General features: G+C 47.3%; 20 protein-coding genes. 12 read left to right on the top strand and 8 right to left on the bottom strand.

Going from position 1 to position 25137, the window contains the following annotated elements; all coding sequences use genetic code 11:
- From HY811_00515 to HY811_00505, 3 genes are all read left to right on the top strand, one after another.
- A partial coding sequence (locus HY811_00515) for a hypothetical protein (protein MBI4833294.1) occupies positions 1-230 on the top strand: 230 nt, incomplete at its 5' end.
- 130 nt (positions 231-360) lie between these two features.
- Complete coding sequence (locus HY811_00510; protein MBI4833293.1) at positions 361-2166, top strand: hypothetical protein; 1806 nt, start codon at positions 361-363, stop codon at positions 2164-2166.
- 89 nt (positions 2167-2255) lie between these two features.
- On the top strand, positions 2256-2675 hold the full coding sequence (locus HY811_00505; GenBank protein MBI4833292.1) for a PilZ domain-containing protein: 420 nt from the start codon (positions 2256-2258) through the stop codon (positions 2673-2675).
- 56 nt (positions 2676-2731) lie between these two features.
- Here HY811_00505 and HY811_00500 read toward each other — a convergent pair whose 3' ends face one another.
- A complete protein-coding gene (locus HY811_00500; GenBank protein MBI4833291.1) occupies positions 2732-3871 on the bottom strand; it encodes a hypothetical protein in 1140 nt (379 codons plus the stop codon).
- Positions 3872-4028: 157 nt separating this feature from the next.
- On the opposite strand from HY811_00500, the gene HY811_00495 reads away from it, so the two are divergent.
- The 5 genes from HY811_00495 to HY811_00475 are packed head-to-tail and all read left to right on the top strand — an operon-like array spanning position 4029 to position 14305.
- Positions 4029-5360, top strand: coding sequence for an Nramp family divalent metal transporter (locus HY811_00495; protein ID MBI4833290.1), 1332 nt, complete (start codon positions 4029-4031; stop codon positions 5358-5360).
- A 14-nt stretch (positions 5361-5374) separates the two neighbouring features.
- On the top strand, positions 5375-8104 hold the full coding sequence (locus tag HY811_00490; protein MBI4833289.1) for a tetratricopeptide repeat protein: 2730 nt from the start codon (positions 5375-5377) through the stop codon (positions 8102-8104).
- 3 nt (positions 8105-8107) lie between these two features.
- On the top strand, positions 8108-8941 hold the full coding sequence (locus HY811_00485) for a hypothetical protein (protein ID MBI4833288.1): 834 nt from the start codon (positions 8108-8110) through the stop codon (positions 8939-8941).
- 4 nt (positions 8942-8945) lie between these two features.
- A complete protein-coding gene (gene rsmD / locus HY811_00480) occupies positions 8946-9608 on the top strand; it encodes a 16S rRNA (guanine(966)-N(2))-methyltransferase RsmD (protein ID MBI4833287.1) in 663 nt (220 codons plus the stop codon).
- A 59-nt stretch (positions 9609-9667) separates the two neighbouring features.
- Positions 9668-14305 carry a hypothetical protein gene (locus HY811_00475; protein MBI4833286.1) on the top strand — a complete coding sequence of 1546 codons (4638 nt, stop codon included), beginning with the start codon at positions 9668-9670 and terminating at the stop codon, positions 14303-14305.
- A gap of 7 nt (positions 14306-14312) precedes the next feature.
- Here HY811_00475 and prfA read toward each other — a convergent pair whose 3' ends face one another.
- Positions 14313-15386 (bottom strand): peptide chain release factor 1, encoded by a 1074-nt coding sequence (gene prfA, locus HY811_00470; GenBank protein ID MBI4833285.1) that lies wholly within the window; start codon positions 15384-15386, stop codon positions 14313-14315.
- Between the two features lie 68 nt (positions 15387-15454).
- Positions 15455-15700: a 50S ribosomal protein L31 gene (gene rpmE / locus HY811_00465; protein MBI4833284.1), complete on the bottom strand. Its 246-nt coding sequence runs from the start codon at positions 15698-15700 to the stop codon at positions 15455-15457.
- Positions 15701-15908: 208 nt separating this feature from the next.
- Between rpmE and HY811_00460 the strand changes: the two genes are divergently transcribed.
- A complete protein-coding gene (locus tag HY811_00460) occupies positions 15909-16652 on the top strand; it encodes a hypothetical protein (GenBank protein MBI4833283.1) in 744 nt (247 codons plus the stop codon).
- On the opposite strand, the gene tgt is transcribed toward HY811_00460, so the two are convergent.
- The 4 genes from tgt to HY811_00440 all read right to left on the bottom strand — a co-directional run bounded on the left by tgt (position 16645) and on the right by HY811_00440 (position 20641).
- Complete coding sequence (gene tgt, locus HY811_00455) at positions 16645-17793, bottom strand: tRNA guanosine(34) transglycosylase Tgt (protein ID MBI4833282.1); 1149 nt, start codon at positions 17791-17793, stop codon at positions 16645-16647. The two genes, HY811_00460 and tgt, sit on opposite strands and share 8 nt — an antisense overlap.
- Before the next feature lie 26 nt (positions 17794-17819).
- A complete protein-coding gene (gene argF / locus HY811_00450; protein MBI4833281.1) occupies positions 17820-18749 on the bottom strand; it encodes an ornithine carbamoyltransferase in 930 nt (309 codons plus the stop codon).
- 74 nt (positions 18750-18823) lie between these two features.
- Complete coding sequence (larC, locus tag HY811_00445) at positions 18824-20041, bottom strand: nickel pincer cofactor biosynthesis protein LarC (protein ID MBI4833280.1); 1218 nt, start codon at positions 20039-20041, stop codon at positions 18824-18826.
- A gap of 54 nt (positions 20042-20095) precedes the next feature.
- Positions 20096-20641: a hypothetical protein gene (locus HY811_00440; protein MBI4833279.1), complete on the bottom strand. Its 546-nt coding sequence runs from the start codon at positions 20639-20641 to the stop codon at positions 20096-20098.
- 78 nt (positions 20642-20719) lie between these two features.
- On the opposite strand from HY811_00440, the gene HY811_00435 reads away from it, so the two are divergent.
- The 3 genes from HY811_00435 to HY811_00425 all read left to right on the top strand — a co-directional run bounded on the left by HY811_00435 (position 20720) and on the right by HY811_00425 (position 23788).
- The gene (locus HY811_00435) at positions 20720-21571 is read left to right on the top strand and encodes a decaprenyl-phosphate phosphoribosyltransferase (protein ID MBI4833278.1); all 852 of its coding nucleotides are present in this window, start codon (positions 20720-20722) and stop codon (positions 21569-21571) included.
- Between the two features lie 9 nt (positions 21572-21580).
- On the top strand, positions 21581-22663 hold the full coding sequence (locus HY811_00430; GenBank protein ID MBI4833277.1) for a DUF362 domain-containing protein: 1083 nt from the start codon (positions 21581-21583) through the stop codon (positions 22661-22663).
- A gap of 114 nt (positions 22664-22777) precedes the next feature.
- Positions 22778-23788, top strand: a complete 1011-nt coding sequence (locus tag HY811_00425) for a CAP domain-containing protein (protein MBI4833276.1) — start codon at positions 22778-22780, stop codon at positions 23786-23788.
- 187 nt (positions 23789-23975) lie between these two features.
- Here HY811_00425 and HY811_00420 read toward each other — a convergent pair whose 3' ends face one another.
- Complete coding sequence (locus tag HY811_00420; GenBank protein ID MBI4833275.1) at positions 23976-24893, bottom strand: hypothetical protein; 918 nt, start codon at positions 24891-24893, stop codon at positions 23976-23978.
- Positions 24894-25137 lie beyond the last annotated feature (244 nt).

Raw genomic sequence — 25137 nt, 5'->3', positions numbered from 1 at the left:
AAGCGGCTCTGGAACACCGGCTTGTCCAGGCGGGAGCGAACATAGTCAAGAACAACTATGACGCGGCCGTCATCGCCGAGCAGAATACCATCACCAACCGGATTGTCCAGGGATTCGTTGACCCATCACTGGGATTGGAGTCCTTTACGACGGGCGGTTTATCCCACGTGGATTTCATCCTTGATGCGTCAAAACGGCTCTGGCTGGATGTCCAGGTTAGCCAGGTGTAGGTCACTAGAAAAAGGCTAAGGTTAAGGGGCGTAGTTCCTGCCTCGCCGTCAGGCGGGGTAAATACGCCCCTTTTCTTTAGATGTATATTTATTGTTGACTTGGATGTAACATCTTGATATAATTAGAGTAATGAAATTCAAAGCCCTTAGAAAATCAGCCAAGATAATACTCCTCATATCATTTTTTCTTGCGGTTTTTCCTGCTTTCATCCATGCCCAAGAAGCCATACAACTTTCCCCTTCCGAATGGAATGCCGGTGAGGTGGAGCTGGATAAGGAATACCGCCAGAAAGTAATCATTACCCTGCCGGCCAATGCCAGCGGAGAAATCACCCAGATACGCCCTTCCTGCGAGTGCCTGAGCGCAAAGATAATAAGAGGAGAGACGAAAGAAGAGAGACGAGAGACGAAAAACGAAATAGGGGAAATAGAAGTAATACTCCACGCTAACCATACCTTAAACACCAGGTTCCGGATTTATCTTTATATCCATATCAATAACGATTCCAAGCCGATTGCTAAATTCAACGTCACCGGCCGGATTAAAGGCAAAGGGTTTGGCTTGGGTGTCTCTGAGGCGGTTATTTTCCGCACGCGCGTTGCCAAGGATTACGAGACAATCACCAAACGCCTTGATGAACTTAAGAAAATACGGCCGGAGATAACTTTTACGGAACATCTGGCAAAGGATTTGGAGTCCTTTCGCCTCTTTGCCCGGTTCGAGAAAGAATACATGGTGCCGGGACACGCGGATATCGAGATGTTCATGGGCGATTATTTTTACATCGGCCAGGGCGAGGTTATGAAAAAACTGGATGGGTTACTCGTGGAAAAGGCCATGTGCCGGGATAAAGGGGGTGTCGCGATTAATTATTTCTACTCGGTCGGCTGCGGCGGGTGCTTCGAACTGGAAGGCAGTCTTTTCCCCAAGCTCTACGCCAAATACGGCGATAAGATAGTCTTAAAGAAATACGATATCGGCGATGAGGCGAATTATGAACTCTTAGTCAATATGGAAAAGAAGTGCGCTATAACGGCAAACGAGCCTGTCTCGGTCTTTGTCGGGGGGCATTATTTGGGCGGGACGAAGAATATCGTAAGTGGGCTCGATGGGTTAATCGAGCAGGCGTTAAAAGCGCCAGATACTTTCAGGGATATTTCGCCTGAGGCGATTCCGGGCGCGCAAGCTGGTAAGGTGCCGGAGGCAATCAAGGAACGCTTCAACTCCTTTAATATCATGGCGTTAATAGGAGCGGGTTTGCTGGACGGGTTTAACCCGTGCGCCTTTGCCACGGTGGTTTTCTTCGTCTCCTTCCTGGCATTTGCCGGGATGCGGCGGCGCGAGATCCTGCTGGCAGGAATAGTTTATACGATGAGTGTTTTTGCCACCTATTTGCTTTTGGGAGTGGGGCTCTTTAACGCGGTCCGTTCGCTTTCCGCTTATGCCGTGATGGCACATATTGTTTTATACGGTATGGCGGCAATGGTTTTCTCTTTTGCGGCATTGAGCCTTTACGACATGGCGGTTTATTTGAGGACTAAAAAGACCGGAGGGATGGTCTTGCAACTGCCGCTTTCGCTGAAACAAAAGATACACGCGGCCATCCGGAATAACATGGGCCGGGAGAGGCTGATTCTCGGGATGGTCGTGACCGGGTTCCTGGTAACGCTCTTTGAGGCGGTCTGCACCGGCCAAGTATATCTGCCGACCATTATTTTCGTGATGAAAGACCCTGAATTAAAGACACATGCGATGGGGTATCTGGTTCTTTATAATCTCATGTTTATCCTGCCGCTGGTGGTAGTCTTTATGCTCTCCTATTTCGGGGTGAGCTCGAAGGCGATGGAGGTTTTTGCCCAAAAGAACGTAGTTCTGAGTAAATTATTACTGGCACTTCTTTTTATAGCATTAGGCATGATGCTCCTGGTTGTGTAACGTCATTCTATTTATTCCCATTAATTCCCGAAATTCTCTTGACTTAAAGTGAGGTTTTATTTATGGTATAACTCATAAGAGGACGAGATATGGCAGGCAAAGAAAAGAAAGAACGGAGCCAAATCCGCTACATCATTGACGGCTGTAAAATCCAATATAAACCCGAAGGGCTGATGGGCCTTTTAAAAAGCCCTTCTGTAAAATACATCGTCCTGGATATCTCCGAAGGCGGAGTGCAATTCATCAGCAAGGAAAAATTCAAGCTGAAATCCAGCCTCTCTTTAAACATCTCCGCGCCATTCCTGAAAGATGACGTCATTAACGCCAAGGGAACGGTTGCCTGGGTGCGCGAGGCGCCGGGATTGCAGGTGAACGGGGTGGGCATCAAATTCGACGAAATGGACCCGGCTAATAAAGCCAGGCTTAAAATGCTTTTGGCTTCCGCTGCCAAAGCCAACTCCAGCCTGCCCACTGATGTGCAAATCAATTCGGCAGACAACATCTCATAAAGCCCGGTGAACCGGTGATATCTATACGCAATCCTATCGGGTGAGGCACGGTGGAGTCACTGTTTCTTTATCCGGGTTTGCTTCCTGATGAATATGAGGGATTTTTCGATTTCCTCTATGCGCAGGGCAAGCGTATCGTCATCGGGCTTTTTTTCCTGGAGCTTGCGGTAGATTTCCAGCGATTTCTTGAAAGCGGTGCGGGCGTTCTCGTTTTCCTTGTCGAAATCCGGCCCTTTGTCAAAGGTGTTTTCCATGTGTTCCTTGCCTTCGGCATAATATTTCTGCGCCAGGGCAATTTGTTCTTTACCATCCAGCCCGGTCAGGTCGACCGTCGGTTCAGGCGGCGGAGGGTCATCCGGTGGGGGAGCGGGTTTAGTCCCGCCGACCGCATCGGCTATATTTTCGTCCTTTTCCCATGCCAGTTCCAGCATATTGAGCGAGTCGTTATATAGCTGTCCTTTGTAGCAAAAAACCGCCAGGCGGTAATAATCCATGGCCGTGGGTTTATCCAGGCGGATGAGTTTTTTCTCGTATTCGGTTTGGAGAAGTTTCTTGTAATCCTCGCCGGATAGTTTGGTGTAGTTAGAAATTTCCCTTATCAAGTAGGTTTTTTCCATCCCCTGGTAATTTACCCGGACCGAAGAATTGCTTTCGTCCAGCAGCTTGGCAACGATTTCCTGCCCGTTGGCCAGCTTCATTTTGACCATGCCGGAAAGGTCGGTCATATCATCCAGGGTAATCGGCTTTAACAGCCGGTTGAAGGCGATGCATTTCCTGTTCAATTCGATTGCCTGCTGGATGAGTTCCGGGGTGGGTTCGCCTTTCAGGACTTTATTGAGCTGTGCGGAAGCGGTTTCGAAACGCAGGAGTTTATAATCCGTTTCGGCATCCGTTAAAATCTTTTGGGCGGTTTCCGAATCCATCTTCGGCGTTATCGGGATGGGCGGTTCGGGGGGCTTGGGCGGCTGAGGAGGTTTGGGCGGCCTTGGCGGCTCTGGCGGGTCCGGCTTTTTGGCGATTTCCGCCGGGGCGTTTTTATCCTTTTGCAGGCCCAAATAAACCATGATGGCGTTGACCGCAGCAGGGGTGGAGATTCCGTTATTATGCGAATATTCGCTTACGCCCCAGATGAATCCGGCGCCGGCAAAGAGGATTGTTAAGAGCGTGAAAACCAGGATTTTCTTGAAGGTTTTCATAGAACTATAATTTATCATATAATCCTGAAAAGTCAAAAATAATATCGCACAAATTTGATTTTTAACTTGACACATCGTAATCTTAAGGCTAAATAGTATCTTTTCCATCCCCTGATGCACCCCGTTTCGTGGGGGTGGAAATTAGATAAGGAATCCAATGAGCCAGCAAGACCAGAAAGCGAACGGCAAGTGTGATGTAAAGCTTCCCCTGGCGGCGGTGGATATCTCCGCGGCCAAGCCGTCTGTTCCCGCTAAGGCGGGTTTTTGGGCGAGTATCATCCTGTTCTTTTCTTTGCTGGGGCCGGGGCTAATCACCGGGAATTTCGGTAACGATGCGGGCGGCATTACCACGTATTCGGTTTGCGGCGCCCAATTCGGGCTTAAGATGCTCTGGATGATTATCCCGGTATGCGTGCTTTTGGTTTTGTATCAGGAAATGAGCGGGCGGATGGGTGCGGTGACCGGCAAGGGCCTTTCCGACCTCATCCGGGAGAACTTCGGGATACGTTTCGCCTTTTACCTGATTATCGGGAAGTTTTTCGCGGGCATGTCGAATGCCGTGGCGGAATTCGCCGGGGTGGCCGCTTCCATGCAGCTTTTCGGCGTGAGCAAATATATTTCGGTCCCGGTGGTGGCGGTTTTGATATGGCTCCTGGCGATAAAAGCCAATTACCGGAAAGTCGAGAAGCTCTTTTTAATCGGCACCGTTTTTTTTGCTTCCTATATAGTCGCCGGCTTCATGGAACCTTTGAACTGGAGGGAAATCGGCCGGGAGACTTTTAATATTTCCAATATCAGTTTCCGGCACGATTATTTCGTCTTGTTTGTGGCGTTAATCGGGACGACCGTGGCGCCGTGGATGGTTTTTTACCACCAGTCGGCGGTAGTGGAAAAAGGCATCCGTATTTCAGACTATAAATATTTCCGGTGGGAAACGATTGCTTCCGGTTTGAGCGTTATGGTGGTGATATTTTTCATTATCATCACGTGTTCAGGCCTGCATAAAGCAGGGATAAAAATAGAAACGGCGGACCAGGCGGCGCGCGCACTCCAGCCCCTGGCCGGAGATTATGCTTTCGCATTGTTCGGGATTGGGCTTCTGGTGGCGAGCGTCGGCGCGGCATTGATACTGCCGCTTTCCACGTCGTTTTCCGTCTGCGAGATTTTCGGGTGGGAAAGCGGCGTTTCCAAAAGGTTCAACGAAGCGCCCCAGTTTTACTGGCTCTTCACTTTCCAGATTTTTATCGGCGCCGCAATCATACTCATTATCCCGGATAAAAAACTGATAGATGTCATGGTCATTTCGCAGGTGGTCAACGGGGTGGTCCTACCGTTTGTCCTTATTACCATGGTTATTTTAATAAATAAGAAGAAGGTCATGGGCCAATACACCAACGGCCCTGTTTTTAACGCTATCAGCATACTTGCCACGGTCCTTATCACGCTGGCAATTATTTTCATGCTGGTCAGTCCGCTATTCGGAAACTAAGGTCGGATAATTTTATGGACTACAAAAGCAAGCTGAAAATCAGGGAGTTTAAGTCGTTGGACGAATTCAAGTCCTGGTGGACAAGCGGCGACGTGCGTGAGTTTTGCGCGCGCCATCCGGGCAAACTCAAGCCGCTTGCCGAGCACCGCTGGGTGAAACCGTGGCTGGAACAGTTTTTTATCAGCGAGAATATCCAGGAACAGCCTGAACAGAATATCCGGAGTTTCGGAAAATATATCATTGAAAAGAAGCTTGGCGAAGGCGGGATGGGGCTGGTTTATTTGGCGCGCGACCCGGACCTTAACCGCAAAGTGGCGCTTAAGATAATGACCTCAAAAGGCAAGGATTATGAGGAGCGTTTCCTGCGCGAGGCGCGCGCCACGGCAAAGCTGAAGCATCCGAACATCATTCAGGTTTATGAAGTAGGGACGGTGGACAAATACCATTATTTTACCATGGAGTATATAGACGGGACGTCGCTGGAGGAGATGATAGCGGAAAATAACATTCCCCAGCCGCGCCGGGTGGCGGAGATTATGGCCGAAGTGGTTTCCGCGCTGGAATACGCCCATAGGCAGGGAATTATCCACCGTGATATCAAGCCCGGCAATATCCTTCTGGATAAATCAGGAAGGCCATTCCTAACGGATTTTGGGCTGGCAAAAGAGTTGAGCGGGTTTGAGCGCTCGCTTACCATCAGCGGGACCGTGGTGGGGACGCCTGATTACATGTCCCCGGAGCAGGCCACGGGGCTGAAGGGCCAAGTTGACATACGCAGCGATATTTTCTCCATGGGTGCGATGTTTTACCATGTGTTGACCGGCCAGGCGCCGTTTACGGGTAAAGAACTTTATAAGATTCTGGACAGCATTGTGCATAAAGACCCGCTTGCGCCCAGCACATTTGTCCACAATCTTTCGCGCGACCTGGAAACGATATGCCTGAAATGCCTGAGCAAAGACCCGAAACAGCGTTATCAAACTGCGGAGGCTCTAAAAGAGGATTTGACCCGCTTTCTGGAAGGGCGTAATATCCTTTCGCGCCCGGTCGGGCCGCTCGGCAAACTTATCAGGAAGATAAAAAAGAACAAGGCGCTTTCCGCGGCAATCGGCGCGGCAATTATACTGGCGCTCGTTTCCGGTATGATAGTGTTCGATTACCGCTCCGGGGAAAATAAACGCACGCGGGCAAAACTGATTCTGGATAAAATAAGGATGTCAAAATCATCGTTGGAGGAAGCGTTAAATGCGGTGGATGAAGCTTTGGAAATTGACCCATCGTTCGGAGAGGTTTGGGAAGTAAAAGGGCTTCTTTATGTCGATAAACGTCAGTATGAAAAAGCGTTTGATGCGTATACAAAGGCGTTGGAGCTGAATCCGAAACTGGTTTTTTCTTATTATAAGAGGGGCGTTATCAGCTGGGAAATAAGGAAAAAACCGGACGAGGCGCTTGCGGATTTCCAGAAGATTATCGAAATCGACCCTGAGGGCTATATGGGTTATCTTGTCAAAGGACGGCTTGAGTATGAACAGGGCAATCATGAAGCGGCCCTTAAGGAGTTTAACAAGGCAATTGAATTGAAAAATGACCCGGAAGCGTATCTCTGGAGGGCTACGGATTATGTGCGGCTCAAAAACATGAAGCTTGCGCTGGCTGATTATCAAAAAGCCGCCCAGTTAGGGGAAGACCGTTTCAGCGTTCAAAGCTCGCTGGCGTATTTTTATTATGCCATGGGCACTTACGATAAGGCGCTTGAATATTACAATAAATCGCTGAAAATATTGCCGAAAGACCCCGTTGATTTATACTACCGCGGTTCTGTTTACGTGGAATTAGGCGAAGCTGAAAAAGCCCTGGCTGATTTTAACAGGTCGATTGAAGTGGAGCCTGTTTGTAACGACATCGGCTATGTGGTATATTTAAGGCGCGCCGAGATTTATAATCATAAAGGCGATTTGGAAAAGGCTCTGGCGGATTTCAATGAAGCCATCAGGATTTTTGAGACGATGCCGTTCAAGTCGATGAAAGAATTGGGAAATGCTTACCGGGCAAGAGGCAGCCAGTATTCTGAAAATGGCGAATATAAAAAAGCGATTGCGGATTTGGAAAAAGCCATTAAGTTTGACCCGGAAAACCCGAAATCATATTCTTACATAGGGGCTGCTTATGCAAGCTTGCAGGATTATGACAAGTCTTTTTACTATTTTAATAAAGGCATAGAATCCGGGAAAGGCTATGATTGCCGTCTTTATATCGGGCGCGGGTATATTTATGGGCTAAGGCAGCAATCGAATAAAACATTGGCGGATTTTGAAAAGGCGATTGAAATTGCCGAAAAATACCCGGACCAGCATTTCTTTGAGCTTCACATGGCATATACTTACCGTGGGAAAAAGTATATGACTGAAGGCAGGTTTGACCAGGCGGTTGCTGATTTTACCAAAGCGATTGTAATTAAGCCGGGTGACGCGCTGTTGTACCACAACCGGGGTTATGTATATCTTTTAAAGCAGGATATTGATAAAGCCATTGCGGATTTTACCGAGTCGATTAAGCTGAATCCTAAAGAGCCGAGCAGCTATTATAACCGGGCTTCATGCTATGAGATTGCGAGTAAATATGAAGAAGCGATTGAAGACGGCAAAATGTATATCATGTATAATCCGGATGGTGCAAGTGACCGGATGATGGAAGATAAGATAAAACTCTGGAAAGAGAAGTTGACCCGAAAAAAGCCGGAATAATAAATGTTTCAAGATATGCGCAAGGTGTTAATCACCTTTTTGGCGGCGTTGGTTTTATTGGTTCTGGTGGCGCCGTTTTGCCCGGCAGATGCAAATGCTCTTGATTCCGCTAAAGAACGCTTCAGGGCTTTTGATGTAATCACATTAATCGGGGCGGGATTACTGGACGGTTTTAACCCGTGCGCCTTTGCCACGGTGGTTTTCTTCGTTTCTTTCCTGGCTTTTGCCGGATTACAAAGGCGTGCCATCCTGGTGGCAGGCGTGTTTTATATCGCCACGGTATTCATCACATATTTACTTTTGGGGTTGGGTGTCTTCAATGCAATCCGGCAGTTTTCATTCTACGGGAAAATGGACCGGATTATCCCTTATGCCATATCTGCAATGTCGTTTATCTTTGCGATGCTCAGCCTGCATGACCTGTTTCTATATGTAAAAACCAGGAAATCATCGGGCATGTTTTTGCAGCTGCCGCTTTCCTTGAAACAAAAGATACATGCAGTTATCAGGAACAACCTTAAGGCGAGAGGTCTGGTTTTGGGGGCGGCGGCAATCGGGTTTTTGGTGACGTTATTCGAAGCGGTTTGCACCGGCCAGATTTATCTGCCGACCATTCTCATGGTCCTGAAAGACCCGGAGCTTAAGGCGCATGCGTTTATGTATCTGGTGCTTTACAATACTATGTTTATCCTTCCTTTGGTGGTAGTTTTTCTCCTGGTATATTTCGGGATAAGTTCCAGGGAGATGGAATCATTCGCGCAGAGGAACGCAGTTTTAAATAAGTTATTGATAAGTATTTTGTTTATTGCGCTGGGTATAATACTTTTGGTAATATAGAGGCATGACAAATTCACGCATCAGGATAATAGCAGGAACGGCGAGGGGACGCTGGTTATTCAGCCCCAAAGGCGGCCAGACTAGGCCGATGCTTGGCAGGGTCCGGGATTCTCTTTTCAACATCATTAGGGAGTTTTTACCGGGGAGCAAAGTGCTTGACCTTTTTGCCGGCACGGGTGCTTTAGGCTTTGAATCAATAAGCCGGGGCGCTGATTTTTGCCTTTTCACGGAATATCACCGGGAAAGTTTTAACGTCATCAGGAAAAATATCGAGTCCCTGAAATTCGAGCGCCAGTCAAAGGCGGTTTTCCTGGATGCGTTTAAAATAATCAATTATTTATCATCAAGCAATTACAGGCCGGATATTGTTTTCATTGCACCGCCTTACAGGTTTTTGGAGCCGGAAATACACACCAGGGTGAAACTTTTGGAGATAATGGATGAAATGGTCGCGGGCAAGCTTGTTTCACCGGATGCGATGATGGTTTTGGAGCATACAACCAGGCAATTTCCACATCCGGCCGAAGAAAAGGATGCCGGTAAATCAGGGGTTCCGACACCGGAACCGGTGCGGTTTCCTTTAAAACACCTGTCATGTTTTGACCGGCGTGATTACGGGCAGACGGCACTGAGTTTTTTGAAAGCCTGTTCCAATAATCCCGTATAACATAACTTGCTAAAGTTATTCTTGACATTTAAGAGGTTTTCGGATAGATTTAATATCTTATGAGTATTCCCGATAAGGTTAGGAAAACAGTTTTGCTGGCCGCGTGTTTTATCGTTGTTTGTATTTTGTTGCCGCGTCTTTCCGCTCAAAGCAAAAATATATACATCGAAGAAGGTGAGGTAAAGACATACCTTAAAAGGGCGGCCGACTATGAAAGCACCAACCATTGGCGCGAGGCAATCGAACAGTACCAGCTTGCCATGAAGAAATATCCGGATGCGGTTTATGAGCTCCAGACGAAACGCTATGTCGGGGTGAAGAATTATTTCTACCAGCAAATGATTAAATATCCGCAGGAACTGGAAATCTACCGCCAGATGTATGACGCAACCAGTGAGGCATTGTTTGAAAAGGCTTTAGCCGCGAATGATGATGAAATCTTGCGGCGGATAGTTTCCGAGATGTTTTTTGCTTCCCGCGGGGACGATGCCGCCAACGCCCTGGCGGAGAATATGCTGGAAAAAGGTCAGGCCGGAGAGGCGTTTTTATATTGGGATATGATAATCAACCTTTATCCGGACAGTAACCTTCCGAAAGCGGTGATATACGCCCAGATGGCAAGCCTGGCAAAGTTTTCGGGCGACGGCGAAAGATACCGCGACCTGGTCAAATTACTTGATTCTAATTATGCAGACCAAAAGGTCTGGTTTGGCGGCAAGGCGCGTCTCATTCCGGAAATCGTAAAACTGATTGAAAATCTGGCATCGACCCCGGAGCCCGTGGTAGATAGTGAAACAAAATGGCCGACGTGGGGCGGCAACCGCGCGCATAACCTTTCTGTTGATGCGAACCCAAAAAATGACATAAGATTATGGACGTACCGGCTGAATGAAAAAGGAGGAGCTTTGCCTGCCGTCAAGACGTATCCCATGATGCAGCCGATTATGGCCAAGGAACAGGTGTTCTTCAATACCGGAGGGACGCTTTTATCCGTAAATGTAAAGTCGCAGAAGGATAAAAAATACCCGATGGGTTCGGATATAAAAATGTTGTCGCCGTATTATAATTCGGCTTATCGCGGGACAGTGGAACCATTAAACTGGGTTTTCAGCTGCACCGAACGGGACGGGGTTTTGTATGCTAACCTTCTGGATATTAAAAGTTCGGGTGAACAAATAATGGGGCGCGTGGCAATGCCCAAGGCTAAATTGGTTGCCATTAAGCTGGACGGTTTTAAATATGTATGGGATACCGGGGTCTTGATTGATGAAGGGAAAATAAATGATGATTTGTTGAAGGATATTAACCTGTTTTCCCCGCCGATTGTTTATAATAAACGGGTCTATACAAGTGGTATCAAGTCCAACGGGATGGAATCCCAGGTGTACCTGTTTTGTTTTGATGCTGAAAGCGGTTCTTTGCTCTGGAAACGTTTTATCTGCTCAGGCATATTGAATGATTCATCCGGCTGGGGATATAGTTATGAGCCGCCGGATATGCCGACAATTGCGGAAGCCAAAGGCGTTATCATTTGCCTGACCAATGCCGGGTTGGTTGCGGCCCTTTCCGCGGATACAGGGGATATCATGTGGATGATGAACTATGCCGCGGACATCAAGAAGATAGCAACGGCGCCTGCTGATGTGGTCAGTTATCCGGTGATTTATAATAATATCGCGTATGTCACGCCGCTTAATACAAATAAGCTGTACGGATTTGACGTATTTTCGGGAAAGCAGATAGGCGGCAGCCTGGCCGACGGGAGTTCCGGAGAAGGTATGTATATTCTCGGCGTGACGGATGAATACCTGGTAACGATGGAAGGCAATAATAAAATATCTTATTACACCCTGAAAAACAGCCGTTTTGTCGTTTCGTATCCGCTCCTGGAGCCTGTTAACGGCAGGGGCTTTGTTACGGAAAACAATATCTATTTGCCAACCGATAAAAACCTGTTGAGGTATAACATTTCTAAAACGAAAGAAAAGAATTCTGAGCGAATGATTCCGCGCCATAAACTGGACGATATGCGGGAATGGAAAAGTAATTTCGACGCCGGTAACATTCTGGTGGTAGGTTCCTATGTAATATCCACCGGACATGATAGGGTGAACTTATTTATGGATAAAACGATTTACGCCAAGGAATTCGAAATGAAAATCCAGAATCAGTCGGAAAATATCCAGCTGATAAATGACTATGTGAAAATGATGGTGGATAATAACCAGTATACGGAAGCAATCGGGCGGCTTCAGCAGATACTCCAGATTATTTCCGTAAAACCGGAGATGAAGGGTTCCAATCTCGAGAAAGAAACGTGCGAAAAACTAGGATTCCTTTATTACAAGCAAGGCAACGAGCCCGGAGAATCCTCCGCTAAAATAGGTTATTACCGTAAGGCGCTGGAATACGTTACGGAAAAACCGGTTTTGACTAAGGTGTTATTGGAATTGGGCAAGCACCTCCAGGGCAAAGATGCCCTGGAGATTTACCAGCGGGCAATGTATGAGTGTACGGACCAGGATTACGAAATGGTTTTGGCGCCTATCGGCGGCGAGGCATCAACGCTCCAGAAAATTAAAAAGGTTAAGGTTTGGATTTATGCCGCTGATAAGATAAGACAAATTCTTAGGCAGGACCAGAAATTATCAGATGCCGTCAAAACCGATGCGGATAAGGAATACAAAAAAGTTAATACTCGTAACAGGGTTGAATTGATTGAATTTATAAAGCGTTTTCCGTATTCCGGCCAAAGCAGCGCTCTTTTCCTGAGCCTGATAGAAGAAGCCAATAAGAATAAAGACGCATCCGGATTGGTGGCTTATGCGCGCTGGGCATTGAGAACTTCCATAAATGATAAGGATTCCGCGAAAGCGGCTAATTACCTTATCGATTATTATCTGAATAAAAAGTCTTACCAGTCATTGTGCCACTTTATGAAATACCTGGCATCTGATGCCCCCCAGGCAATAATACAGGTCGGCAAGGATAAGGTTAAAACAAGCGATTATGTGAATGAGCATTTCGGGGAACTCCGGGCGAATATATGGGAAAACCTCCCGTCATTTAACCTGGATAATATCAGCAGCGGTTTTACCACATACTACTGGAAACTCAACGCGAGCGAGCCCGTGGCAGAGGGATTGAAAAAGGTTTCGGCGGCTCCTTTCCCAATCGTTTCCCCAAGAGTATATTACGATGAGGATAAAATCGGGATTGGGGAGGAATATAATAATGGTTTAGTTTATTTCCAGAGAGCCGGTCTTATCGAGGCGTGGAATCTTGAGAAGAAGGAATTCAGGTGGGTAAACTACGGCGTGTTCCACAAACTGGGCATTTCCCAGTTTGAGGAAACAAGTGAAGGATTGAAAATAATTCATCTGATCCCGGGTTCTTCTTTGAACGCTGCCCAGGTTTATGATAATGATGTCCTGGTTGAAATTGAAAGCCACCCAATTAAATATGTTTCTGATTTGATTGACGGCATTAACAACTCGCTTTCCGGGAAAAAGGAAGAAGTAAAACTGTCAGTTTTGAGAGGGACTGCCGGCAAGCAGGAAAAGGTGATGATATCTTTAAAGTCGGATAACTTATTGCTAACCGCTCCGAACATGAATATGGGGATGCGTTATTGGCTTACCCCAGCCCGTAATATTCTTATCAGCGGGCCGAACGGAGTGGAGCTGATTGACGGCATTACCGGCAAGACCGCCTGGTCCCGTTATTTTAGTAACAGCCTTTATGATATCCAATTGGGTGTGGAGCGGATTTATATTTTGACCAAAGAAAATACGCTTGACCCTGATAAGCCGGATAGCCTCCCGCCATATATCAACCGCTTGCTATGCCTTTCCGCGGCTGACGGTTCTTTTTTATGGGAAATAGCCGGTAAGGATAATGATGCAGAGCCGATGGCATTAAGCGGGGATGAAAGTGTTCTGGTAAGGTGTTTTGCAAACCGGATAGAGGTGATTGATACCGCCAACGGGGAAATTGTCCATAAGGATGATATCATGTCCGGGATACAACCGGGAGTTTATGAAAGCCGTTCCTTTGCCACCGCTTTTGATAAGTTGTATTACCTTAAACCGGATAGCCTGGTCGTTTTTGATATCCATAAGAGGGTCGTCGTGAATTATTTGCCTGCCAACAAAGGGCAATTACTGACCGGGCGTTGGCTAAGCGCATCAGGAGATTTTGTGTCTTTATCATACCGGGATGTAGTCCAGTTGTTCGATACCAAGAGCATGACTTCCGAATTATTGCAGCAGAAATTGGATAGGCTCATGGTTAAGTCTTTCGGAGAGGAGTTTCATATCAGGTCGGTTAATCCGGGTGATGGTTTGATTTATTTGTGGAATACCCGCGCCAAGAAGACTTCGACTAACCGGACAATGATTGACATGACCATGGCAATTCTTTCTTCGCAGGATGCCCAGAGGAAGATAAAAGGAATGACTTTGTTTTCCGGGACTAATACGGTGGAGCTAGCGGGTGTTGATAAACAATACATGGTCGTCTGCAGTTTGTTGCTTAACAACAAGCTCAAGGTCAATATCTTGAATAAAAATAAAGGCGGGGGCTTGATTTCAGATAAGGATTTCGATATTCCGAATCTGCCGGCATGGCAAAATCCTGTTGTTGTTATGGATGGTAGGATATTTATAATTACGACCGACGGTCTGCATATTTACTAAAACAGGCTCATTTCGAAAGGCTCTTGAGCCGTTCTTCCCGGTCTTTTTTATTCAGCTCGTCAATCAATTCATCCAGCGCGCCGTCAAGCACTACCAGCAGGTTATGTGAGGAAAAGTTTATCCGGTGGTCGGTGATGCGGTTCTGTGGAAAGTTATATGTCCGTATTTTCTCGCTCCGGTCGCCGGAGCCAACCTGGGTCCTCCGGATTTTATCCCGCAGTTCCTTTGTTTCATTTACCTGTTTTTCGTATATCCTGGTCTTCAATAGCTTCATCGCCAAATCGCGGTTACGGTGCTGGGAGCGCTCGGTCTGGCATGCAACGACTATCCCGGTCGGCATATGGGTCAGGCGGATAGCCGAGGCGGTTTTATTGACGTGCTGTCCGCCCGGCCCGCCCGCTGAATATGTATCCACTTTCAAATCTTCCGTCTTTATTTCGATATCAACATCTTCCGCATCCGGCAGGACCGCCACAGTTGCCGCGGAGGTGTGAAGTCTCCCGGATGCTTCGGTTTTGGGAACCCTTTGGACGCGGTGCGTGCCGCTTTCAAACCTAAGGAACTTAAATACATCCGTCCCTTCCACGGAGAAGATTGCCTGCTTGACGCCGCCCAAATCGGTCGGGCTGGATTCCATGATGGAGGTTTTCCATCCTTTTTTCTCGCAGTATTTAAGATACATCCTGACCAAATCCGCCGCGAAGAGCGCCGCTTCTTCGCCGCCTGTCCCGGCGCGTATTTCCACGATGGCGTCGCGGCTGTATTCTTCCGAGCCGGGAAGGAGCAATTCTTCCAGTTCTGATTGCAGGGTAGTTTCCTTTTCGGAGAGGGTTTTTATTTCTTCCTCGGCCATCTGGGCGAGTTCTTTATCTTCGGCGGAGCTTTGAGACATGGCAATGGCGCCGGCTTTCTGCTTGCGTATTTCTTCCAGTGCTTTGGCGCGCTGGGCAACCGGCATTAACTTCCCGCGCTCTTTCATGAGCTTGGCGTACAAAGGCGGGTTGGCGATATTTTCCGGCTTGGTTATGAGCGATTCCAGCTCGTTATACCGGGTGATAATTTCGTCTAGTTTGTTTTGCATAGAAATCAAAAAGAAAACAGCGCTCATGACTTTGTATCATGGCGCTGTTAGTAGAATTAACTGGCCGGTTAAGACGGCGTGGTTTTATTCCCTGCCTGTTCGGTAGGCTGGTCGGCTTTCTTCTTCCATTTCTTCTGGAAGCGTTCCAGCTGTCCGGTGGTATCGACGAACTTCTGCTTGCCCGTGAAGAACGGATGGCAGTTGGAGCAGATTTCCACGTTTATCTTTTCCTTGATAGAGCGTGTCTTGAATGTCGCGCCGCAGGCGCAGGTAACGGTAGCTTCTTTATAAACCGGATGGATGCCTTTTTTCATATTAACTCCTTATAAGGTTTATATATTGTCCAAATAATCTTGCTATAATCTACAATAATTATTTTAATTTGTCAAGAAATCATTACACGACCCCCTACGGGGACTCCCAATAATGGGGTGCCCCCGAAACAAAACGGAGTGGAGCGGGACCGTGGTTAGGACTATAATCCTATACCGCAAGAAAGACTGGATTTGATAGAGGAGCATTATGCTGGGATTATTGAAAGCGGTTAATGCGGGTATTCTGGACCGTCTTGATTTGGCTTTACTAAAACAGGGGCGCTGTTTTATTTCAGGCGCCGGCGGTGATCTTTTTGCAGGGGAGCTGGTCAAAAAAGCCCAGCCGGAAAAGGCCAAGATATTTATTAACCTGCCTTTTGATATCTCCTACAGCCTGCCTGAATATATGACCTTATTGAAAGGCGATTTCCATGAAAAGCTCATCGCTTTCCCGCCGGATACTTTTGATTTGGTGGTTTCATTCTGGAATATTTCGCTTGACCATCCCGAACTCACAATAAAAACTGTCCGGCGTTCGCTCAAGAAAGGTGGGCAATTTGTGCTGATTACCTCACTGGAAGGCTCGCCGAAAATTATCATGCAGCTTTTTGCCAGGATTTTCAAGGAGAAGCCTTCTGCTAACCTGAAAATGTATCGCAGTGCTTTGCCGGAAAATGCTTCGGCATTGCGCAAGCTTTTCGAAAAGAGCGGTTTCTTTAATCCGAGAGTCTGGCCGGAAAAGATGACCAGGTTTTATAAGACTTCTGAAGAAGTATTTAATGAGATGGTCAATCAGAGTGAGCTTGGCCTTTTTGATGATAAGGTGGATGAGGCTACCAAAACGTTTGTTAAAAACCGTTTCTTTGAGTTAATCGAACAATATCGCCTTCATACAGATCCAAAGGCGATTGTCGTTCCTTTTGATTTAGCCGGCGCCATTGGGGTTAAATAGGCTTATCGTTTGCCTCAAAGCCGTGAACGAATTCCTTAAAACTTCCTGATTTGATCGCCTTTCGGGCCTCTTCCATCAGGGTTTGGTAGTAGTAGATATTATGCATGGAGACCAGGGTCAGCCCGAGTATTTCTTCCGCATTAAAAAGATGCCTTAAATAGGCGCGCGAGAAATTGCGGCAGGTATAGCATTGGCAGTTTTCATCCAGCGGGGCGGGATCGTCTTTATGGATACTGTTGCGTAATCTGACAATCCCTTTGCTCGTGAATGCCCAGCCATTCCTGCCGTTGCGTGTCGGCAGGACGCAATCGAACATGTCTATGCCCAGCGCAATTGACCGCAGCATATCAGCCGGCGTTCCCATTCCCATAAAATAGCGCGGGTGTGTTTCCGGTATGATAGCCGTCATAGTTTGGAGCATCTCGAACATTAAAGAGTTGTTTTCCCCCACGCTTAATCCGCCGATGGCATATCCTGGGAATTCCATCTCCAGGAGTTTTTCCGTGCACTCCTTGCGCAGTTCCGTGAAAGTGGCACCCTGGATGATGCCGAAAAGCACCTGCCCGCCGTAGCCTTGGCGCAGGCGGGTCTGGTCGTGCCGCTTCTGTGATTCAAGGCTGCGTTTTGCCCAGTTTAAAGTCCGCTCCAGGGCAACACGCGCCATTTCCTTTGTTGCCGGATAAGCAACCGGCTGGTCTAATGGCATGATTATATCCGGGCCTAAAGCTTCCTGTATTTCTATTACCCGTTCAGGCGTGAGGAATATTTTATTCCCGTCAGGCTCGGACTTGAATTCCACACCGTCATCGGTTACTTTGGTGAGTTTGGAAAGCGAAAATACCTGGTAGCCTCCGCTATCCGTAAGAATCGGCCCATCCCAGTTCATGAAGTTATGCAATCCGCCCAGTCCTTTTATGATATCTTCGCCCGGCCGTCGGCTTAAGTGATAGGCATTACAGAGTATAATAGAAGCCTTGGCGTCTTTGATATCGCGCGGGGTTAATGTCTTGACCGTTGCCTGCGTTGCCACGGGCATAAAAGCCGGTGTCTGGAAAACCCCGTGCGGAGTGTGATAGTCTGCGACACGCGCCTTGGTAGAGCGGTCCTTGGCTGTTATCTTAAAACTAAAATTATCAGCCATGATTATTAATCTGTGTAATCGGTGGCTTATCCTATCACTTCCGCCAGTATCGCCTTTTGCGTATGCAGCCGGTTTTCCGCCTGGTCAAAGACGATAGAATGTTGTCCGTCAATTACCTCATCCGTAATTTCCTCACCGCGGTGCGCCGGCAGGCAGTGCATTACCAGCACGTCGTTTTTAGCGTGCTTTAGCAGTGCGCTATTTACCTGGAATCCTTTGAATGCGATTACCCGCTTGGCGTGTTCGGCTTCCTGTCCCATGCTTGCCCAGGTATCCGTGTAAATTACATCGGCGTCTTTGACTGCCTTTACGGGGTCATTTAAAAGCTCCACGCTTCCGCCTGTCTTTTGGGCGATTTCCTTGCCCAGACGGACCGCTTCCGGATTAGGTTCGTAGCCTTTAGGCGTGGCAACGGCTATTTTGCCGCCTACTTTTGTCATCGCGGAAATGAGGGAATGGACCATATTGTTGCCGTCGCCCACATAAGCCATCTTGGTTTTCTTCAGGTCTCTTCCCTTTTCATAAATCGTGAAGATATCGGTTAATCCCTGGCAGGGGTGGTTATAATCGCTCAATGCGTTGATTACCGGGATAGACGAGTATTTGGCAAGGTCCAGTATATCCTGGTGCGCGAAAACGCGTGCCATTATGCCGTCAACATAGCGTGACATTACCCGTGAAGTATCCGCAATGGTTTCACCGCGTTTCAGTTGAAGGTCGGAACCGGATAAGAATAAGGCATGGCCGCCCAATTGGAACATGGCGACTTCAAAGGAAACCCTGGTGCGGGTGGATGACTTCTGGAAAATCATCCCGAGCGTCTTCCCCTTAAGGAGCGGCTGGTTTTTCCCGCGCTTGTTTAGTTTCTTCAGCTCTTCCGTTCGTTTCAGGAGGTGCCATATCTCCTCCGGAGTGAAGTCGGACAATGCCACGAATGACCGCCCTTTAAAATTCATCTTCCTTGCCATAATAGCTCCTTCCTTATAAAACTCTAAATACTAATTTCGAAACTCTAAACAAAATATTCCAGTCATCTTCTTCGCGTCTTTGCGGTAAAAGTAGCTTCTTTATAGATATCTTTTAAAGGTATTCCTTTTGCCATCGCTATCTTTTTACAATCCTCATACTCCGGTGAGATACTCATCACTTTATTGTTAAGCGAGCCGATTTTTACCGGTATCATTCCGTACTTCGTTTTTACCGCTTTAATTTCCCGCTCTAATTCGGCACGCTCAATTGGGTAATGCCGTATCCCGAAAGTGCTCGTTTCTTTAAAGATAATCTCCTCAAGCTTAGGAATATCTTTTTCCCTTGCCAACGCCTTAAGCAATATACCGGGTCTGGATTTCTTCATCTTAATCGGTTCGGCAAAGGCATCCAATGCGCCATTTTTTAGTAAGCGTTCTATGGTGTAGGCGATTATTTCCGGGGTCGAGTCGTCAAGATTGGTTTCTATCAGATAGATGTTAGATGTTGGATATTTGTTGTTAGATATAGTTCCTAAGAAAACACGCAGGAGATTCGGTTGGCTTGGGAATTCCATATCGCCGGCCCCGTAAGCTATTTTATTGACCGTCATCAACGGAAGTTCGGTTAAAGGCTTTGCCAGGGAAGTTATGATAAGCGCGCCGGTTGGCGTAACGATTTCCTTGTTAATTTTGGAATAATACACCGGAAATCCTTTAAGCATCTCAGCCGTGGCGGGCGCGGGAAGAGGAATCCTGCCGTGATGTGTCCGGATAAATCCACGTGTAATCGGCAGGGGAGAGGAGTACGTTTTGTCTATGCCCAAAAGGTTTAATCCGATAATTGCGCCGCTAATGTCTATTAATGTATCGGCCGAACCGAGTTCGTGGAGATGCCCGCCGAAGGCGGATTCGCCCCTGGCGGAGATGTCAGATGTTAGATGTTTGTTGGTAGATTTTAGATTGTGAACGTGAGCCTCAATATCAGTCAAGCGTCGTATGAGCTTAATGATTTTGTTCTTAATCCCATCTGACAATTTACTTCGTTTGATGAGTGATACCATTTTATCCGGCTGGATTCGTTCTTCTGAGGCATGAACATCCAGCTTCGCTGCCCTGAATCCGTTTTTGGTGACCTGTCTGGTGGACAACCGGTATCCTTTAAGCGGGATTTTAGCCAGTTCCCGCTTGAGGAGTGGGAGCGGAAGCCCGGCGTCTATCAAGGCGCCCAGAATCATGTCCCCACTTATGCCGGAGAAACAGTCAAAATAGATAGCTTTCATAATGTTGGAAATATAGGATTATAATAGAATTTGCTTGCGGGTCAATTAAAAGAATCAATTGTCTTTGCGAGGGATAAAAACCAGCCACTTCATATAAAACCAGCCGGCCAGGGCGCTGGCGATGTGCAAGGTATGGTTAAGCCATGTTTTTTCCCCGGCAAGCAACCCGGCCATGCGCAATCCCATTGCATGGGTCGCTTTTTCAATTTCCATTACCGTAAAAGCCGCCAGGAGTATCCCGATATAAATCATCCGTGTCGAATGCTTATGCCAGCGGATATCTGCCTCCCGCCGGTCTGAATATATCAGGCGGTAGAGGATAAAGAATCCGGCAATCGCGCAGGGGATGGAAAGCAGTTTAACATACTGGACGCTTAAATCGCCCAAAAGCGTGCCGTCGGAAGGCGCGCGCGCCAGATACCTGAATATCGTTTCCCCGAGCATGGAATGCCATCCCGGCGAGCCGTCGGTCAGCATGTCGCTGGCAAACCTCAATACGCCGAAAGATGCCAGTATTGACGCCGTTATCAGGCTCAGGCGTGTGCGCAGGTTTTTGCCGGGCGTTTCAAGGCTTTTCATGCCGGTATCATACAACGCCATTTCTCGGCTTGTCAATGTTTTAAGGCATCTTGTATCATAACTTGACTAAATCGTGTTATTAATGTAACCTCACCTGAAATGTTAAAATTAATCTTTGAATTATTAAGGGTCAGGCAATGGGCGAAAAACCTTTTTGTCTTTGCCCCTTTGATATTTGCCGGGCGGCTGTTTGAACAGGAAGATATCATCAATTCGCTGATAGGATTTGTATTGTTTTCGCTTGTCTCAAGCGCCGCTTATATTTTTAATGATGTCAAAGATGTTGAATCCGATCGCCTGCACCCGGTAAAAAGATTGCGTCCCATCGCTTCAGGCAGGATAAGCTTCAATGCGGCGATGCAGTTCTTTTTGCTTTTAAGCGTTCTTTCGCTTGTTTTGTCCTATTTCTTGAACGCCGGGTTCGGGATTGTTATCGCCGCGTACCTGGTTTTGAATATATGTTATTCGGCAATCCTCAAAAAGATAGTCGCCATAGATGTTTTGATTGTCGCATCCGGGTTTGTCTTACGAATCCTCGGCGGCGCGCAAATTATTTATGTCCGCCCGTCCTGGTGGCTGATAACCTGCACTGCTTTGCTTTCCTTGTTATTGGCTTTCGGCAAGCGCCGGCAGGAAGCGCATAACAAAATCACTGCCGGAGCCAATTATAATATCCGTTTCCTTAGCTATTTAATTTGGATTCTTTCCTTTTTAAATATCTCCGCATATATAATGTATACAATCAGCCCGCGGACGGTGGACTTCTTCGGGACTAAAAAACTTATTTTTACCGTTCCGTTTGTCGTTTTTGGCATTGCGCGGTATCTTTACCTTTTATTTAAAGAGGATAAAGGGGATGACCCGACCGAAATATTCCTGAAGGATTTGCCGTTATTGGCTGACGTGGTTTTATGGATAGCAAGCGCCGGAGTGATAATATATTACCATTAAAGTTTCTATATGAAATCAAAAGTCGCCGTTATAAAAACCAGCCCGCAAAAGGTGCTTGCGGATATAGAACGCCTGGTCAGGATGGCCGGCATTGAAGAAGCTCTTCCCAGGGATAAGCCCGTCATATTAAAGGATAATATTTCCTGGCACCTGCCTTTGCCGGGCGCCAATACCACTCCCTGGCAGTTGGAAGGCGTTATCAAGGCGCTCAAGAACCTGGGATACCCAGCGCTTTCCGCCGTTCATAATAATACGGTCGTGACCGATCCCTTCAAGGGTTCCAGATTAAACCGGCTCGACGGCGTCTACAAAAAGCATGATATTCCGCGCCTCTATAATTTCCAGGATGAGGATATCAGATGGATCCCGTATCAGCCGAAAGCGAAGATGCTGGTTTTAGATAAAATATACCCGAATGGTATTATGATTCCTGAATATTTTATCGGGAAAAGCATCATCCACCTGCCGACCGTCAAGTGCCATATTTACACGACTACCACGGGCGCGATGAAGAATGCTTTCGGGGGCCTTTTGAGCACGCGCCGCCACTATATGCATAGCGTCATTCACGAGGCCCTCGTTGATTTATTGAATATCCAGAAAGAGATTCATACCGGCATATTTGCCGTAATGGATGGGACGATATGCGGGAACGGACCCGGACCCAGGACCATGGCGCTGGCGGAAAAGGATTACATCCTGGCAGGTGCAGATAGCGTGGCGATAGATGCGGTTGCCGCAAAGATAATGGGATTTGACCCGATGGGCATCAAATACCTAAGACTGGCGCACGAAGCCGGATTGGGCACCGCCTCTTTGAGCGAGATAGAAATTGTCGGGGATGATATTTCTGGGCTTAATTTCTGTTTCTCCGTCGGGAAAAACCTGGCCGGTTATTGCGGCGGGGCGTTATGGTTCGGGCCGCTAAGAGTATTCCAGAAACTCTTTTTCCGGACGTCCCTGGTTTATCTCTTCGTTTTTGCCTCGTATTTCTATCACGACAAGCTTTGGTGGCCTTTTAAAGGCAAAAAAATACGGCAACATATCATGGAAACCAGCAAATGGGGAAAGCTTTTCGGGCAATATGATTGATTAACGGGACAGGCCGAATGCGATTTTCTTGGATTTCAGGAATAAAAAACAGATACCGAATGTTTAATAATTGTAGCACTTAATATCGGTGTGTGGATGTTATAATAAGCTTATATGGAATTTAGCAGGATAAAATCAGTTTGGCTTTCAGCGTTAAGCATTTTTATTGTGCTTTTCTTTTCGGCCGTTTTATTAGGCGAGGAGAAAAAACCGCTTGCCCAGCTCATAAAGGACATGGAAAGCCCGGACGAGGCAATCCGTAAAACAGCGGCGGATGAAATAATCGTTCAGGGTGATAAGGCGAAAAAAGAAGCCGTCACAAAAATCACCAAGCGCAAAGATGAACTCGTCATGGAATATACTAAAACACGCCGGAAAGCCCTGGATGATTCGCTCAAAGCCAGGAATAAAAAAGATAAAGATAAAAAGAAAGACCCGAAGTGGCTGGAGAATAAACGCAAGGCGGCAATGAGCCTCTATGCTGTCAGGAATTTTGAGGAAATGAAGAAGCTGGTTATAGAAATAGAAGAGGCGTTTTATCCCGCGCCGTTGATTGAAAACGAAGAGGATACTAAAAAGCTTTCGGGGGTGGCCGGAAAAATCGGCATTGTTGACGACTCCCTGGCTAAATTGGGTTGTGAAGCCAAGCCTGATACGAAAACGCTGGTTAAGCTGTTGGATACTGAAATTGACGCGGAATTCCAGTGGAAAGTGATGCCGGCGAAAGACATGACGGTAATGGAGCAGAATAAAAAACTTAAAAGCGAGCTGAATATTGAAGAATATCGCATGGTTGAGATGCTGAATAAATACCGTGTGGCGATGGGGCGCAAAGCCGTAGTAATTAATCCTAAGTTGTGCAAGGCCGCCCGCGGGCATTCCAAGGATATGAGCGATTATGACTTTTTCGACCACGTCTCCCCGATTCCCGGCAAGCGAACGCATATGCAGCGCGCCGCGCTGGAAAAAACCTCATGTTCCGCGGAGAATATCGCCCAGGCACTAGATGCCGCTGGCGCATTTTGGGGATGGTTTAGCAGCAAGTCCGGCCACCACGAGGAAATGTTTACCGCAGAACAAATCGGGATTGGTTTTTACAAAGGCTGCTGGACAGCTATGTTTTGACGGCAATCATTAATCTCTTAAGCCCGACTTTTTTGGGCAACTTAATTGAGGGGTCGGGGTGTTTCCGACCCGTCATCCTGAGGCCCCGCCTTGGGGGGGGGACGAAGGATCTCGGAACCTCTTCTCTATCGCTCAGGGTGGTCCCTCGGATAGAGCGAAAAAACTCCCCGAGGGTCACTTAATGCGGTTATTTTTTCTCTTTGCCCTCCGGATTTTCCGGTTTTTCCTTCCTGTTTTTGCGTTCTTCCTGCATCAGCTCGCGGTAGTTGCGCGGACATTCGAAAAGTCCTTCGGAAAGGTGCTTCTCGTCATTACAGTATTTTATAAAATTGCCTTCATTGACGTTATGCCGGGAATGTTTGTCATCCCGCAGGTGGAAAGGGCAGTCCGGGTTATGGTGCGGTTTGCAGGTTTCCATATGCTCTTTCATCGCACGGTCTTTTTCTTTCAGAAGCTCACGCTGTTCGTTGGTCAGTATCAAGTTGCGGTAGTTCTCGTTGAATTTCTTGTAGCCCCTCTGCATGGCATCGTGAATCATTTTTACCGTTGCCTTGGCGGATTCAATCTGCTTGGGAAAGGCTTTTTTGTCCTTGCGGAGTTCTTCCAGCTTATGCCTTGCCGCGGTCAGCGTGCACCAGTTCATCCCGATTGTTTCATCATTGATTTCTTCCTTCAGGTGCGCGATTCTTGTTTTCTGCTCGTCCGTCAAGTTGAGGCGGTATTTTGACCAGTCATGAGGGCATTTGGGCACTTTGCATCCCATTCCCTGGCATTTTTTTATTGCTTCTTCGTGCTCTTGTTTGCGGCGTTCGACATCCGGACCTTTGTGCTCTTTTTTTGGAGGTTTTGCCTCTTCCGTATTTTTATTATCGGCGGTTTCTTCCGGTGAAATATCGTCATCGATTGCCAGCCCGTCCTTTGCCAAATCCTCGTTTATCATGTCGTCTACGGTTAAGCTTTTCTCTTCGTCGTTTGAGTTTGCTTCCGTGTGCTTGCCGCTGTTTTCCTTTTCCTGGTTGTCCTTAGCCTGGGCGTTGGGTGAAAATCCTGCAACAAGCGCTAGGATAAGAGCCCCGGCGAGCCATTTCCATGTCGTTTTACACATATGATTGTTCCTTTCTTTAATGATTTCTTATGTTGGTATAAACACTCAAAAGCGCGTAAGGTTGCGGTAAAATTTAGTATCAGAATGAAATTACTTTAGTAAGAGCCTATCCTAAAAGTGTTCCCGCCTCGGCGGGACGAAAGCAGGAATCCAGTTCTTAGGGTCTGGACCATGGTGACGAGAGGTGGGTTTTAGGATAGGCTCTAATAGGTTTTGGATGATAGTAAGAATACCCGTAATCTGG

Source organism: Planctomycetota bacterium (genome assembly GCA_016207825.1).
Classification (GTDB): Bacteria; Planctomycetota; MHYJ01; order JACQXL01; family JACQZI01; genus JACQZI01.
Note: the sequence above shows the minus strand (reverse complement) of the source record. Positions and strands in the feature narration are given on the sequence as shown.

What these genes read in the sequence shown, in the direction of transcription:
- HY811_00510 (MBI4833293.1), top strand. Translation starts at nt 361, where the DNA reads ATGAAATTCAAAGCCCTTAGAAAATCAGCCAAGATAATACTCCTCATA.
- HY811_00505 (MBI4833292.1), top strand. Translation starts at nt 2,256, where the DNA reads ATGGCAGGCAAAGAAAAGAAAGAACGGAGCCAAATCCGCTACATCATT.
- HY811_00500 (MBI4833291.1), bottom strand. Translation starts at nt 3,871, where the DNA reads ATGAAAACCTTCAAGAAAATCCTGGTTTTCACGCTCTTAACAATCCTC.
- HY811_00495 (MBI4833290.1), top strand. Translation starts at nt 4,029, where the DNA reads ATGAGCCAGCAAGACCAGAAAGCGAACGGCAAGTGTGATGTAAAGCTT.
- HY811_00490 (MBI4833289.1), top strand. Translation starts at nt 5,375, where the DNA reads ATGGACTACAAAAGCAAGCTGAAAATCAGGGAGTTTAAGTCGTTGGAC.
- HY811_00485 (MBI4833288.1), top strand. Translation starts at nt 8,108, where the DNA reads ATGTTTCAAGATATGCGCAAGGTGTTAATCACCTTTTTGGCGGCGTTG.
- rsmD (MBI4833287.1), top strand. Translation starts at nt 8,946, where the DNA reads ATGACAAATTCACGCATCAGGATAATAGCAGGAACGGCGAGGGGACGC.
- HY811_00475 (MBI4833286.1), top strand. Translation starts at nt 9,668, where the DNA reads ATGAGTATTCCCGATAAGGTTAGGAAAACAGTTTTGCTGGCCGCGTGT.
- prfA (MBI4833285.1), bottom strand. Translation starts at nt 15,386, where the DNA reads ATGCAAAACAAACTAGACGAAATTATCACCCGGTATAACGAGCTGGAA.
- rpmE (MBI4833284.1), bottom strand. Translation starts at nt 15,700, where the DNA reads ATGAAAAAAGGCATCCATCCGGTTTATAAAGAAGCTACCGTTACCTGC.
- HY811_00460 (MBI4833283.1), top strand. Translation starts at nt 15,909, where the DNA reads ATGCTGGGATTATTGAAAGCGGTTAATGCGGGTATTCTGGACCGTCTT.
- tgt (MBI4833282.1), bottom strand. Translation starts at nt 17,793, where the DNA reads ATGGCTGATAATTTTAGTTTTAAGATAACAGCCAAGGACCGCTCTACC.
- argF (MBI4833281.1), bottom strand. Translation starts at nt 18,749, where the DNA reads ATGAATTTTAAAGGGCGGTCATTCGTGGCATTGTCCGACTTCACTCCG.
- larC (MBI4833280.1), bottom strand. Translation starts at nt 20,041, where the DNA reads ATGAAAGCTATCTATTTTGACTGTTTCTCCGGCATAAGTGGGGACATG.
- HY811_00440 (MBI4833279.1), bottom strand. Translation starts at nt 20,641, where the DNA reads ATGGCGTTGTATGATACCGGCATGAAAAGCCTTGAAACGCCCGGCAAA.
- HY811_00435 (MBI4833278.1), top strand. Translation starts at nt 20,720, where the DNA reads ATGTTAAAATTAATCTTTGAATTATTAAGGGTCAGGCAATGGGCGAAA.
- HY811_00430 (MBI4833277.1), top strand. Translation starts at nt 21,581, where the DNA reads ATGAAATCAAAAGTCGCCGTTATAAAAACCAGCCCGCAAAAGGTGCTT.
- HY811_00425 (MBI4833276.1), top strand. Translation starts at nt 22,778, where the DNA reads ATGGAATTTAGCAGGATAAAATCAGTTTGGCTTTCAGCGTTAAGCATT.
- HY811_00420 (MBI4833275.1), bottom strand. Translation starts at nt 24,893, where the DNA reads ATGTGTAAAACGACATGGAAATGGCTCGCCGGGGCTCTTATCCTAGCG.